This is a genomic window from Cupriavidus sp. 10L45 (assembly GCF_056395225.1).
Genome location: NZ_JBFTJC010000012.1, coordinates 60,673 through 73,336, shown reverse-complemented (window position 1 = coordinate 73,336; position 12,664 = coordinate 60,673). Strand labels below are relative to the sequence as shown.

Here is a 12,664-nt window from a genome sequence, read left to right as displayed (position 1 = left end):
TTTTTGTTGTGCTGCTGTGCGCTGGGGATTTTGGTGAGCCAAGGCGTCAACGCTGTGACAGTCGCGGGATGGGCCGTCTTGGGTCATTTTGTGTCGTTTACAACACATATTGCCCCACAGGACTATTCGATCCGGCTGAAGATGGCTATACGCCCGGCGGATTGACGCAGCGCTATATAGCAACTTATATTGCGCCTGTGACGTCCAGGCGACCTACCCCTCTCATATGACTCCCTTTCTCCGCCGCACCGTTTTCGCCGCCGCCCTGACCTTTGGCGCCGCGCCCTCCGCGTTTGCCGCCGACCTCGTGGTCTCGGCCGCCGCCAGCCTGACCAATGCGTTCAAGACGCTGGCCGAGCAGTATGAGAAGGTGCATCCCGACACCAAGGTCGTGCTGAACTTCGGCGCCTCGGACGTGCTGATGCAGCAGATCGTGCGCGGCGCGCCGGCGGACGTGTTCGCCTCCGCCGACCAGGACGCGATGAACAAGGCCGAGGCCGAGAAGGTGATCCAGCCGGCTTCGCGCAAGGATTTCGCCGCCAACCAGGTGGTGCTGATCGTGCCGACCGACAGCAAGCTCGGCATTGGCGCGCTGCGCGACCTGACCCGGGCGGATGTGAAGCGCGTGGCCTATGGCAACCCGTCGTCGGTGCCGGTGGGCCGCTATACCAAGGACGCGCTGGAGGCCGAAAACCTCTGGGAAGCCGTCTCCGCCAAGGGCGTGCCGGCGCAGAACGTGCGCCAGAGCCTGGACTACGTGGCGCGCGGCGAGGTCGACGCCGGCTTCGTGTTCGCCACCGACGCGGCCATCATGCCGGACAAGGTGAAGGTGGCCGTACGCGTGCCGAACCGCACGCCGGTGACCTACCCCATCGCCATCACCACGCAGACCAAGCAGCCGACGCAGGCCGCCAGCTTCGTGCAGTACGTGCTGTCGCCGGACGGCCAGGCCGTGCTGGCGAAGTACGGCTTCCAGAAGCCGTAATCCCCTTTTCAGGATCCCCACATCGTCATGGATGGCATCTGGACCCCGCTCCTGCTCTCGCTCAAGGTGGCGGGATGGGCGACGCTGCTCAACGCCGTGCTGGGCGTGGCGGCGGCGTATGGCATCGCGCGCTGGCGCTCGTCGGCGCGGGATGTCGTCGATGCGATCCTGACCCTGCCGCTGGTGCTGCCGCCCACCGTGCTCGGCTACTACCTGCTGGTGCTGGTGGGCCGGCGCGGCGTGTTCGGCGCCTGGCTCGAATCGATCGGCATCACGCTGGTCTTCACGTGGCAGGGCGCGGTGCTGGCCTCCACGGTGGTGGCGTTCCCGCTGGTGCTGAAGTCCGCGCGGGCTGCCTTCGAGGGCGTGGATCACCAGCTTGAGAACGCCGCCCGGGTGCTGGGCGTGTCCGAGACCGGGATCTTCTTCCGGGTGACGCTGCCGCTGGCGCTGCGCGGCATCGTGGCCGGCGTGCTGCTGGCCTTCGCGCGCGCGCTGGGCGAGTTCGGCGCCACGCTGATGATCGCCGGCAACCTGCCGGGCCGCACCCAGACGCTGTCCGTGGCCATCTACGAGGCGGTGCAGGCTGGCGACGACAACACCGCCAACCTGCTGGTGTTGGTGACGTCGGTCACCTGCGTGGTGCTGCTGGTGATTGCCGGCCGGCTGGTGCCGCCGGCCGCGCGCGGCCTTGGCGATAGTTACGAGCGGCGCCGCTTCCGGCGCGGCCCGGCCACGCGCTGACGGTGAGATCGCCATGAGCATGCACGTCACCATCCGCAAGCGCATTGTCACGGCTGACCGCCAGTTCGCGCTCGACATCGACTTCGATTCCGACAGCCGGCGCATCGCCATGTTCGGCCCGTCCGGCGCCGGCAAGAGCCTGACGCTGCGCGCGATTGCCGGGCTGCTGGCGCCCGACAGCGGCCGCATCGTCCTGAACGGCCGCGCGCTGTTCGACAGCGAGACCGGCGTGGATGTGCGCCCGCAGGAGCGCCGCGTGGCCTATCTGTTCCAGGACTACGCGCTGTTTCCGCACCTGACCGTGGCCCAGAACATCGCCTTCGGCCTCAGCAGGGGCTGGCGCAACCCGGCGCGCCGCGCGCTGCCGCCCGAGGCCGCGCGCTGGGTCGACGCGTTCGGGCTGCGCGAGATCATCAACCAGTATCCGATCCAGATTTCGGGGGGACAGAAGCAGCGCGTGGCGCTGGCGCGCGCGCTGGTGGCGCAGCCGGACATCGTGCTGCTGGACGAGCCGTTCTCGGCACTGGACCCCGCCCTGCGCACGCGGATGCGTGCCGAACTGCGCGCGCTGCAGGAAAGCCTGGACGTGCCGATGGTCGTCATCTCGCACGACCCGCAGGACGTGGAAGTGCTGAGCGACCATGTACTGGAGATCCGCGACGGCCGCATCCACGGCGGCGGGCGCGGGCGCCAGCATCCGCCGGTCTACGCCCCGCAGCAGCCGGCGCACGCCATCTAGTCAGGCCATCGTCCCGAGGATCACGCTCGACGCCTTGAAAATCGCCAGGGCGCGGCTGCCCTCCTTCAGGCCCAGATCGGCCAGCGAGCCATTGGTGATGATGGCTGCGACGGTGCCGCCGCCGTCGAGGTCCAGCACGATCTCGGCATTGACGGCGCCCGGCACCACGCGCGCCACCACGCCCGGCAGCTGGTTGCGCGCGGACAGCCGCATGCCCGGATCGGGTAGCCCGATCAGCACCGACGAAGCCTTGACCAGCGCGAACGCCTCGGCGCCGGGCGCCAGGCCCAGCGTCTCCACGCTCTCGTGGGTAATCGTCGCCACCACCTGCTGACCGCCCGAGAGCGTCAGCGTCACTTCGTCATTGACCGCACCGCCGCGCACGGCGGCCACGCGGCCGAACAGCTTGTTGCGGGCACTGGTCTGGATCATGAGTCGCCTCATCAGGTGGATATCATCGGGATCGGCGTCGGATAGCGCCCCGCCCAGCTTGTCGAGATAGGCGACGAAGCGGGCGTGCTCGGTCTCCATCGCCCGATAGGTGCGGATCAGCCGCTCCGCGCGGTCGGTCAGCCGCGTGCCGCCGCCGCCCTTGCCGCCGGCGGCGCGCGAGACAAGCGGCTCGCCGGCGCTGTTGTTCATGGCGTCGATGGCGTCCCACGCGGCCTTGTAGCTGATGCCCACCGCGCGCGCGGCGGCGGTGATCGAGCCCTGCTCGCCAATGGCGGCCAGTAGCGCGATGCGGTCGCGCCCGCCCCAGTCCTGTGCGCCGGCGCGAAACCAGATGGCGCCTTGGAGTTCTAGCATGTGGAGGTCTACGGTTGCCGAGGTGCGGCTATGGTACTGCGAAGCGGTGCCCCCGGCGACCTCCCCGCCCTCCCCGCCATCCTCCTCAGCTCTGGTGCGCCGGGATGTACCAGCGCATCACGCTGCCGGCGAAGTATTGCTTGTCGAGCTGGCGCAGCAGGCGCCATGCGGTGAAGGGGTCCACCGCCAGGTCCACCCAGGCCCACGGGTGATTGGGATCGCCATCGCGCACCAGTTCCACCGAGTTCACGGGCGCGTAGCCCTTGAGCTTGTCCCGCAGCATGTCCTCGGTCACATCCCGATGCAGCCCACGGATCAGTACCTGCATTACAGCCTCTCCTGGTTACCAAAGTCTTGCGCCGCCGCGCTACGCCATGATGTGCACGCCACCGTCCACGTAGACCGTGTTGCCGGACAGCCGGCGCGCGTAGGGCGTCGCCAGGTAGGCCGTGGCGAAGCCCACGTCCATGATGTCGACCAGTTCGCCGAGCGGCGCGCGGCCGGCGGCCTCCGCGAGCAGCAGGTCGAAGTCCTTGAGCCCCGAAGCCGCGCGCGTCTTCAGCGGCCCTGGCGAGATCGCATGCACGCGGATGCCCTGCGGCCCCAGCTCGTGCGCGAGGTAGCGGCAGCTGGCCTCGAGCGCGGCCTTCACCGGCCCCATCAGGTTGTAGTTCGGCACCACGCGGTTGGCGCCGTCGTAGCTCATCGCGAACAGCGTGCCGCCTTCGGTCATCAGCGGCACCGCGCGGCGCGCCATGCGGATGAACGAGTGGCACGAGACATCCATGGCTCGGGCGAAGCCCTCGGCGGAAGAATTGAGCAGCCCGCCCTGGAGGTCCGCCTTCGGTGCGAAGGCCACCGAATGCACCACGGCGTCCAGCCGGCCCCAGTCCTCGGCGATGCGCGCGAACAGCGCAGTCATCTGCGTCTCGTCCTCCACGTTCAGCGGCATGAAGATTGGGGCGGCGACCTGCGCCGCCAGCGGCGCCACGTGCGGATGCGCCTTGTCGTTGAGGTAAGTCATGGCGATCTCGGCGCCCAGCTCGCGGAACGCGCGCGCGCAGCCCCAGGCGATCGAGTCTTCATTGGCCACGCCCACCACCAGCACACGGGCGCCGGCCAGCGGCGGATTGGGTACCTGCACCATGGCGCGGCCCTCCTCAGGTGGCGGAATCGGTGGCCGCACCGGCCTCGGCGTCGCGCGTGGCCGGGCTGCTGTGGTCCGCGCCGAGCACGGCGGCCACCTGGCGATAGCGCGCCAGCCAGTCGTCATCGAGCGGCCCGCCCACGGTCAGCACACGATGCGCGAGCACCATCACGCGGCGGCGCTCCTTCATGTCCGGCACCAGCGCCGGCAGCGCCTGCAGCGCCGCAGCGGCATCGAGGCTCACCACATAGCTCTGGCGCCAGACCGCGTCCTTGAACTGCGCCAGCGTCACGCGCTTCTCCGGCGGGTTCTCGCGCGCGAGCTTGCGCAGCAGGTTGAACGGCCGCTCCTCGATGGCGGACTTCCCCTCCGTCACGTAGGCCAGGATGCGCGTGAAGGCGTCGAGCGCCGTGCCTTCGCCCACGTGCGCCAGCGCCTCGCGCTTGCGCAGTTCGGCCACCTCCGCGCGCAGCGCGTGGATGGCCGGCGACTCCGCGCGCCGCGCCGTGGTCTCCATGCCGAGCATCGCCGGCAGCCACGGCGTGGCGTAGAGCGATTCGAACCACTGCTCCTGCCAGGCATCGCGCACGTCGCGGTACTGGTTCAGCATCGTGACGATCTGGTCGGACATCGCCGTCTGCATCGCCATGAACGGGTTGTCGGCCGAGACCGGCTGGCGATGCTCGCGCACCATCGGCGCCAGCGCGCCGACCCAGGCCATCAGCGGATTGGTGTCGCTGGCGAGCTTGCGCTCCATGCGCGAGGGATGGGTCTCGCGGATCGCCTCGGCGGTGACTTCGGTGGCGGCGGCGCGGACGAACGGCGACGCATAGGTGTCGTACAGATGCTGGTTGATCTCGGCCACGCGGCGCACCACCTCGAACGGGCGCTCGTCGTCTCGACCATCGTCGAGCGCGAGAATATCGTCGATGGTGCGGCGCTCGAAGCGGACCAGGTAGCGGCCTTCGATCAGGTCGCGGTGCGAGGTCCCCGGCGCCACGTCCTCGATCTTCGCTTCATAGAGACCGGGCGGCAGCACGTCGATCAGGTCGAGTGCGCAGAACAGCTCGGTGTGCTCGCGGTTGGCCACGCTGGCCGAGACGAAGATGCCGAGGTGGCCAATCGACGGATGCAGGCAGTAGACGATGGTCTGCTGGTTGGCCACGATCTCGTCCACGTTGGCGTAGAGATCGGGGATCCAGTTCAGCGCCTGCTGGGGCGGCGTGATGTTGTCGCCCCAGGACGCGAATACGATCACGGGCGAGCGCACGTTGCGCAGGTCGATCACGGTCTCGCCATCGGCGCTGTGGATCTCACCGGCGGTCAAGTGGTTGCCGACGAACAGGTTCTGGACGATCCAGTCGATCTCCTCGCGGTTCATCAGGAAGTGGCCGCCCCACCAGCGCTCGAACTCGAGGAAGCGCGGGCCTTCCGTATCGGCCTTGGCGTAGACGTTGTAGAGCTTTTCCCAGAGCGCGTTGGCCGGGTTGAGCTTCTCGAAGTTCTGCACCAGCCACGCGCCGTCGAAGCGGCCGTTACCCATGTCGGCGGCCAGCGAGGAGAGCCACGAGCCGCCGAGCAGGCCGCCGCTGTAGCGCATCGGATTCTTGCCGCGCACGCCGGCCCAGTACGCCACGGGCGCGCCGGCCAGCAGGATCGGGCCGGTCACGTCGGGCGCGGCGGCGGCCAGGATCAGCAGCGCCCAGCCGGCCTGGCAGTTGCCGACCACGAACGGCTTGCCCGGCGCGTTCGGATGGCGCTCGGCCACCGCTAGCAGGAAGGTGGCTTCGAGCCGCGCCACGTCCTCGATGGTCTGCCCCGGGCAGGGATCGCGGAAGAAGGTGATGAAGTAGCACGGATGGCCGCCACGGATGGCGTTGCCGATTTCACTGTCGGCCTTGAAGCCGCCGATGCCGGGGCCATGGCCCGCGCGCGGGTCCATCACCACGAAGGGGCGCTTGTCGGGATCGGTCGGATTGGCCTCCGGCGGGACGATGCGCAGCAGCGCGTAATTGACGGGCTTGGGCATCGTGCGCCCGTCCATCAGCAATTCATGTTCGAACACCAGCACGGGCGGCATGCCACCGCGCTCGTGCTCGGCCGTCTCGTTACCGCGCCGGCGCAGGATGTCGAGGAAGAGGATGCTGCGCTGCCAGGCGTCGACGCCATACTCCCAGGCGGCCTGGGCCAGGGGATGGGCAGCGTAAGCGGAGATTGCCGAGAGATCTGGGAACGGCGGAGGCGATGCGGATTCATCTTGCGCGGGAGCGGGACCGCTCCCGGCGGGTTGGCGTGCATTCATTCCGATTCTCCCCTCTGGGAAGGTGTGGAGGTGGTCAGACGGGTCGCAGCGGCGTACTAGGCGCCTGTTGCGATGCAGCAAGTAAAAATCTACCAGCCTCGGCGGACGAAGACAACCGATGGCGCAGATTCGTGCAATTTCCGCGCCGGATATGACGCTGGCGTGTCATCGTCGCCCGACCTATACTCGCAGATGCCGTTTGCGCAATGCAGCATCCTTGGCCCCCGGGGGATGCCTGCCCGACTCCAGAATATTGGTTCCAGGGAACGCTGCCCATGCTCACACCTACGTTGGACCCGTCCGCGTTGCCGCCGACCGGCGACAAGTACGCCATGCTGCTCGCGCGCTGCGCGGGCCTGCCGCCGATTCCCACCGCCGTGGCCCATCCGTGCGACTACAGTTCGCTCGATGGCGCGCTCGAGGCGGCTCGGCTCGGCCTGATCGTGCCGCTGCTGGTCGGCCCCGAAGTCCGCATCCGCCATGTCGCGGCGGAACACGGGCTGTCGCTGGAAGGCACCCGCATCCTCGACGTCCCGCACAGCCACGCCGCCGCCGCGCGTGCCGTGGAAGCGGTGCGTGCCGGCGAGGCCGAACTGCTGATGAAGGGCAGCCTGCACAGCGACGAGCTGATGCACGCGGTGGCCAGTTCGGCGAGCGGCCTGCGCACGGGCCGGCGTCTCTCGCACGTGTTTGCGATGGACGTGCCCACCTATCACAAGCCGCTGTTCATCACCGACGCGGCGGTCAACATTTTCCCCACGCTGAACGAGAAGGCCGACATCGTCCGCAACGCCATCGACCTGGTGCGCGTGCTCGGCATCGAGACGCCCAAGGTGGCGATCCTCTCCGCCGTGGAAACCGTCACCGACAAGATTCCGTCGACCATCGACGCGGCAGCGCTCTGCATGATGAGCCGGCGCGGCCAGATCGAAGGCGGCATCCTCGACGGCCCGCTGGCCTTCGACAACGCGATCAGCAAGGCCGCAGCGGACACCAAGGGCATCCACTCCGAGGTGGCCGGCGACCCCGACATCCTGCTCGTGCCGGACCTCGAGGCCGGCAACATGCTCGCCAAGCAGCTCACCTTCCTGGCCGGCGCCGAGGCCGCCGGCATCGTGCTGGGCGCACGGGTGCCGATCATCCTGACGAGCCGTGCCGACAGCGTGCGCGCGCGCATCGGCAGTTGCGCCATCGCCGTGTTGCTTGCGCATGCGCGCCGCACCGCCGCCGCCGTGCCCGCCTGAGCGCGATGCCAGCGCCAAGACAGTCGCCAGGAGAATCATCTTGAGTACCGTCCATCCCGTGATCCTCGTTGTCAACGCCGGGTCATCGAGCGTGAAGGTTTCCATCTACGTGGTGCCCGAGTCGGCGCATCACAATGTCGATATCCAGCCCGAACTGGCCGCGCACGGGCAGATCGAGGGCATCGGCGTGGCGCCGCGCCTGACCGCGCGCATGGCCGACGGCCGCGTCGTGGCCGATGAGCAGTTTCCCGTGGAGCAGGTGGCCGACCACGATGCCGCCTTCCGCCTGATTCGGCTGACGCTGAGCGTGGGCCTGCGCGATACGCCACCGGTGGCGGTCGGCCATCGCGTGGTGCATGGCGGCGCAGACTTCGCCGATGCGGTGGCGATCGACGACAACGTGATCGAGCGGCTGGAGGCCCTCGTCCCGCTCGCCCCGCTCCACCAGCCGCATAACCTGACCGCGATCCGTGCGGTGCGCGCCGCCGTGCCGGAGCTGCTGCAGGTGGCCTGCTTCGACACCGCCTTCCACGCCGGCCACGACCCGCTCGCGCAGTTGATGGCGCTGCCGTACGAGTACTACGAGCGCGGCATCCGCCGCTATGGCTTCCACGGGCTGTCGTATGCGTATATCGCGCGCCGGCTGCGGCAGGTGGCGCCGGACCTCGCCGAAAGCCGTGTCATCGTGGCGCATCTTGGCAACGGCGCCAGCCTCTGCGCGATGCGCGAGGGCCGGAGTGTGGAATCGACAATGGGACTGACCGCGCTGGATGGCATGCCGATGGGCACGCGCTGCGGCAATATCGATCCGGGCGCGGTGCTGTGGCTCGCCGCGCAAGGCATGGAAGCCGATGCGATCCAGGCCATGCTGTACGGCCAGTCGGGGCTCAAGGGAATTTCCGGCATCAGCAGCGACATGCGCGTGCTGCTGGCCAGCAACGAGCCGCGCGCCGTACTGGCGGTGAACTTCTACGCCTATCGCGCCGCGCAGGAGATCGGCAAGCTGGCCGTCACGCTGGGCGGGCTCGATACGCTGGTGTTCACGGCAGGCATCGGTGCGAACTCCGCCGAGGTGCGTGCGCGCATCTGCGCCTACCTCGACGGGCTGTTCGGCATCCGCCTTGACGAGCAGGCCAATGCCGCCAACACCCAGCGCGTGAGCCGCGACGACAGCCGCGTGCCCGTGCTGGTGCTGCCGACCGACGAGGAAGGCATGATTGCGCTCTCCACCGCGCGCATCCTGCGCGAGCGCGGCGGACTGTAGTAGCGGCGGCGGCCGGGCTCAGGCTTCGAGATAGTGGCCGCGCAGGCGGTCGATATCGACGCCAAGACCATCGGCCAGATAAGCCTCCAGGCCGCCGTGCGCCTGCTCGATGGCGGCGATCGACGCCTCCAGGTATTCCGGCCGCACCTCGAGCAACGGCATGATGACGTCGGGCGGCACGCCCAGCGCCTCGGTTCGCGCGAGGATCGCCTCGTTGAAGCGGCGGTTCCAGTGGTTGGACTCGAGGTAGTTGGCGACGATGTCGTCCCGCGCCACGCCAAGCGCGGACAGCAGCAGCAGCGACGCAAAGCCGGTGCGGTCCTTGCCGGCCGTGCAGTGGTAGTACAGCGTGCCGCCTGTCTCCGCATTGCGCAGGAAGCCGCCGAACGCGTCGCGATAGCGCACCGGGAAATCGCGGTAGACATCGACCATGAAGGCGTGGACCTGCGCCGGCGTGCTGTCACGCAGACGTGGCATCAGCACGTCCATCGCCATGCTGCCCTCCAGCACCGGCACGGGAATCCAGCGGAAGCGCTCACCGAAGGCGGCCTCCTGCGGGGACTTCTCGCCGGCCGAGCGAAAGTCGATGACCATGTCGAGGCCCAGCGCATGCAGGCGATCCAGGTCCGCCACGCTGGCCAGCGCCGGATTGCCGCTGCGAAAGAGCTTGCCGTGACGCACGCGGCGCCCATGCGCGCCGACGAGGCCACCGAGGTCACGTGCGTTGCTGATCGTCTCCAGCGGTAGGCACGGACGGATGTGTGTTGGGTGAGTCACCATGTCGGTGTCCGGTTAAGGGTGATCGAAGGGTTTTCAACATCGTCCCCAATTATTTCAGATCGAGGACACGCGGCGCCATCGGGAATCGCCCAATGTCCGCCATCCGTTGCGCCGCCGTGACGCACCGTGTGTCGCCCCCGATGCCTGATCTTGCAGAGGCTTGATCCTGGACAAATCCCGCTGACGCGGTGCCTTGGCATGGGCAGGCACGCTTCTCATAATGCGTGGGTCGACCGCGGCGACCCTGCGTGACGACCGCGTCGACAGGCTCATCCACTTAGGAAGTCAAGATGCCTGACTCGCATATCTCTGCTGCACCTGCCGCCGCCATGTCGGCGCCCGTCACCCCCAAGGTGACCCTCCACTGGGGCTTGTACCTCGCCCTCGCCGTGCTCGCCGCGGTACTCCTGATACCTACGCCCGAAGGGCTTCCCATCGCGGGGCAGCGCATGCTCGCCATCCTCGCCTTCGCCGTGGTCGTGTGGATCACCGAGGCGGTGACCTACGAGACCAGCGCGATCATGATCACCTCGCTGATGGCGGGCCTGATCGGCTTCGCGCCGACGGTGGCCGATTCCACGGTCAACTACGGCACCTCGCGCGCGCTGGGCATGGCGCTGGCCGGCTTCTCGAACACGGCGCTCGCGCTGGTGGCGGCCGCGCTCTTCATCTCGGCCGCGATGACCGTGACGGGGCTCGACCGGCGCATCGCGCTGGTCACGCTCTCCGCCATCGGCACCAGCACGCGCCGCATCCTCATCGGCACCATCGCGGTCACGATCATCCTCAGCCTGGTCGTACCCAGCGCCACCGCGCGTAGCGCCTGCACGGTGCCGATCATGATGGGCGTGATTGCCGCGTTCGGCGTGGACAAGAAGTCCAATACCGCCGCCGGCATCATGATCATGGTGGCGATGGCCACCAGCGTGTGGAACGTCGGTATCCAGACCGCCGCCGCGCAGAACCTGCTGACCGCCGGCTTCATGGACAAGCTGCTCGGGGAGCGCGTGACCTGGCTGCAATGGCTGATCGCCGGCGCGCCGTGGGCGCTCGTCATGTCGGCGGTGCTCTATTTCCTCGTGCGCTGGCTGCTGCCGCCCGAAACCGATGCGATTGCCGGCGGCAAGGAAGCCGTGCAGCGCGAACTGGCCGCGCTCGGGTCGATGACCGGCCCGCAGAAGCGTCTCGCCGCCGTCGCCATCGGCCTGCTGGTGTTCTGGGCGACCGAGGGCAAGCTGCACAGCTTCGACACCGCGACGATCACCTTCGTCGGCCTGGTGATCCTGATGCTGCCGCGCTTTGGCGTGATGGACTGGAAGACCATGCAGGCGCGCACGCCGTGGGGCACGCTGATCGTGTTCGGCGTCGGCATCAGCCTTGGCACCGCGCTGCTGACCACGCAGGCCGGCCAGTGGCTCGGCAAGTTCGTGGTCACGCATTCCGGCCTTGCCGACCATGGCGTGCTGATGGTCTTCGCGGTGCTGTCCGCGTTCCTGATCCTGATCCATCTGGGGTTCGCCAGCGCCACCGCGCTGACCGCCGCGCTGCTGCCCATCCTGATCTCTGTGCTCCAGACGCTGCCGGGCGACATCAACAAGGTCGGCATGACCATGCTGCTCGGCTTCACGGTCAGCTTCGGCTTCATCCTGCCGATCAACGCGCCGCAGAACATGGTCTGCCTCGGCACGGACACTTTCAACGGCCGACAGTTCGCCCGCGTGGGCATTCCGCTGACGATCATCGGCTATGGCCTGATGCTGCTGTTCGCGGCCACGTACTGGCGCTGGCTCGGCTGGGTCTGACCGCCGTCCCCGCCAACAAGACGCCCCCATCACGAAACCCGTGCTCGAATTAAGGCGGGCGATCGGCAATTTCCGAATCGTCATCGGACCCATGGCAAAATATGCGCCATGCAACGCCTCTGGTCCGCCTTCGTCAAACTCGTCCTGCTCGCCGTACTCGGCGGTGCGTTGCTCATCGCCTTCGCGGTACTGGTGGCCGACCGCCAGCTTCCGTCGCTCGACTCCCTGACCGCCTTCCGCAAGACGCCGGACTATGTCGAGCTACGCCAGTTCCCGCCGGCGCTACGCGAGGCGGTGGTGGCCATCGAGGATGACCGCTTCTATCTCCATGACGGCGTGGACTACGTCGGCGTGATGCGGGCCGGCATCGCCAATCTCTCGGACGACCTCTCCCAGGGAGCGTCCACCATCACCATGCAGGTGGCGCGCAACTTCTTCCTGTCGCGCCAGAAGACCTACACGCGCAAGCTCTACGAAGTGCTGATGGCCTACCGGATCGAGCGCGCGCTGACCAAGGACGAGATCCTTGAGATCTATCTGAACAAGATCTACCTCGGCCAGGGCGCCTATGGCTTCGACGAGGCCGCCCAGACCTACTTCGCCAAGCCCGTCGCCCAGCTCACGCTGGCCGAATGCGCGATGCTGGCCGGCCTGCCCAAGGCGCCATCGGCCAACAATCCCGTGGTCAACCCGCGCCGGGCGCGCCAGCGCCAGACCTATATCCTGCTGCGGATGATGGAACTCGGCCGGATCTCGCGCGCCCAATACGACGCCGCGCTGCTCGAGCCGCTGCGCCTGCGCTGAATTTGGGCTGACCTCGGCACTTCCGCTGTCAGCCGGCGCCCGACTG

Annotated in this window: 12 protein-coding genes; 7 read left to right on the top strand and 5 right to left on the bottom strand. The window is 68.1% G+C overall.

Translation table 11 applies throughout. The features are described 5' to 3' along the window. The first annotated feature begins 226 nt into the window (after positions 1–226). The 3 genes from modA to AC1DFU_RS21125 are packed head-to-tail and all read left to right on the top strand — an operon-like array spanning position 227 to position 2,468. Positions 227–985, top strand: coding sequence for a molybdate ABC transporter substrate-binding protein (gene modA, locus AC1DFU_RS21135; protein ID WP_441591827.1), 759 nt, complete (start codon positions 227–229; stop codon positions 983–985). Between the two features lie 27 nt (positions 986–1,012). Continuing rightward, positions 1,013–1,729: a molybdate ABC transporter permease subunit gene (modB, locus tag AC1DFU_RS21130; RefSeq protein ID WP_441591826.1), complete on the top strand. Its 717-nt coding sequence runs from the start codon at positions 1,013–1,015 to the stop codon at positions 1,727–1,729. Positions 1,730–1,742: 13 nt separating this feature from the next. Next, the gene (locus tag AC1DFU_RS21125; protein ID WP_441591824.1) at positions 1,743–2,468 is read left to right on the top strand and encodes an ATP-binding cassette domain-containing protein; all 726 of its coding nucleotides are present in this window, start codon (positions 1,743–1,745) and stop codon (positions 2,466–2,468) included. Here the strand turns inward: AC1DFU_RS21125 and AC1DFU_RS21120 are convergent, their stop codons facing one another. The 4 genes from AC1DFU_RS21120 to AC1DFU_RS21105 all read right to left on the bottom strand — a co-directional run bounded on the left by AC1DFU_RS21120 (position 2,469) and on the right by AC1DFU_RS21105 (position 6,724). After that, the gene (locus AC1DFU_RS21120; protein WP_441591822.1) at positions 2,469–3,275 is read right to left on the bottom strand and encodes a TOBE domain-containing protein; all 807 of its coding nucleotides are present in this window, start codon (positions 3,273–3,275) and stop codon (positions 2,469–2,471) included. Positions 3,276–3,360: 85 nt separating this feature from the next. Continuing rightward, positions 3,361–3,603 (bottom strand): RNA-binding protein, encoded by a 243-nt coding sequence (locus tag AC1DFU_RS21115; RefSeq protein WP_092298180.1) that lies wholly within the window; start codon positions 3,601–3,603, stop codon positions 3,361–3,363. A 39-nt stretch (positions 3,604–3,642) separates the two neighbouring features. Beyond that, the gene (fabI, locus tag AC1DFU_RS21110) at positions 3,643–4,422 is read right to left on the bottom strand and encodes an enoyl-ACP reductase FabI (RefSeq protein ID WP_092298177.1); all 780 of its coding nucleotides are present in this window, start codon (positions 4,420–4,422) and stop codon (positions 3,643–3,645) included. 13 nt (positions 4,423–4,435) lie between these two features. Beyond that, positions 4,436–6,724, bottom strand: coding sequence for a DUF3141 domain-containing protein (locus AC1DFU_RS21105; protein WP_441591820.1), 2,289 nt, complete (start codon positions 6,722–6,724; stop codon positions 4,436–4,438). A gap of 275 nt (positions 6,725–6,999) precedes the next feature. Between AC1DFU_RS21105 and AC1DFU_RS21100 the strand changes: the two genes are divergently transcribed. Together AC1DFU_RS21100 and AC1DFU_RS21095 are read left to right on the top strand one after the other, a co-directional pair. Continuing rightward, positions 7,000–7,968, top strand: a complete 969-nt coding sequence (locus tag AC1DFU_RS21100) for a phosphate acetyltransferase (protein WP_092298171.1) — start codon at positions 7,000–7,002, stop codon at positions 7,966–7,968. A gap of 40 nt (positions 7,969–8,008) precedes the next feature. Then, positions 8,009–9,232, top strand: coding sequence for an acetate/propionate family kinase (locus AC1DFU_RS21095; RefSeq protein ID WP_441591819.1), 1,224 nt, complete (start codon positions 8,009–8,011; stop codon positions 9,230–9,232). Between the two features lie 18 nt (positions 9,233–9,250). Here AC1DFU_RS21095 and AC1DFU_RS21090 read toward each other — a convergent pair whose 3' ends face one another. Next, positions 9,251–10,012 (bottom strand): tyrosine-protein phosphatase, encoded by a 762-nt coding sequence (locus AC1DFU_RS21090; RefSeq protein WP_092298165.1) that lies wholly within the window; start codon positions 10,010–10,012, stop codon positions 9,251–9,253. Between the two features lie 290 nt (positions 10,013–10,302). Between AC1DFU_RS21090 and AC1DFU_RS21085 the strand changes: the two genes are divergently transcribed. Next, positions 10,303–11,814: a DASS family sodium-coupled anion symporter gene (locus tag AC1DFU_RS21085; RefSeq protein WP_441591817.1), complete on the top strand. Its 1,512-nt coding sequence runs from the start codon at positions 10,303–10,305 to the stop codon at positions 11,812–11,814. A gap of 108 nt (positions 11,815–11,922) precedes the next feature. Further along, positions 11,923–12,618, top strand: a complete 696-nt coding sequence (locus AC1DFU_RS21080; RefSeq protein WP_441591815.1) for a transglycosylase domain-containing protein — start codon at positions 11,923–11,925, stop codon at positions 12,616–12,618. Positions 12,619–12,664: the final 46 nt, after the last annotated feature.

Coding starts and splice junctions, on each gene's coding strand:
- modA (WP_441591827.1), top strand. CDS start 227: ATGACTCCCTTTCTCCGCCGCACCGTTTTCGCCGCCGCCCTGACCTTT.
- AC1DFU_RS21115 (WP_092298180.1), bottom strand. CDS start 3,603: ATGCAGGTACTGATCCGTGGGCTGCATCGGGATGTGACCGAGGACATG.
- fabI (WP_092298177.1), bottom strand. CDS start 4,422: ATGGTGCAGGTACCCAATCCGCCGCTGGCCGGCGCCCGTGTGCTGGTG.
- AC1DFU_RS21090 (WP_092298165.1), bottom strand. CDS start 10,012: ATGGTGACTCACCCAACACACATCCGTCCGTGCCTACCGCTGGAGACG.
- AC1DFU_RS21100 (WP_092298171.1), top strand. CDS start 7,000: ATGCTCACACCTACGTTGGACCCGTCCGCGTTGCCGCCGACCGGCGAC.
- modB (WP_441591826.1), top strand. CDS start 1,013: ATGGATGGCATCTGGACCCCGCTCCTGCTCTCGCTCAAGGTGGCGGGA.
- AC1DFU_RS21080 (WP_441591815.1), top strand. CDS start 11,923: ATGCAACGCCTCTGGTCCGCCTTCGTCAAACTCGTCCTGCTCGCCGTA.
- AC1DFU_RS21120 (WP_441591822.1), bottom strand. CDS start 3,275: ATGCTAGAACTCCAAGGCGCCATCTGGTTTCGCGCCGGCGCACAGGAC.
- AC1DFU_RS21085 (WP_441591817.1), top strand. CDS start 10,303: ATGCCTGACTCGCATATCTCTGCTGCACCTGCCGCCGCCATGTCGGCG.
- AC1DFU_RS21105 (WP_441591820.1), bottom strand. CDS start 6,724: ATGAATGCACGCCAACCCGCCGGGAGCGGTCCCGCTCCCGCGCAAGAT.
- AC1DFU_RS21125 (WP_441591824.1), top strand. CDS start 1,743: ATGAGCATGCACGTCACCATCCGCAAGCGCATTGTCACGGCTGACCGC.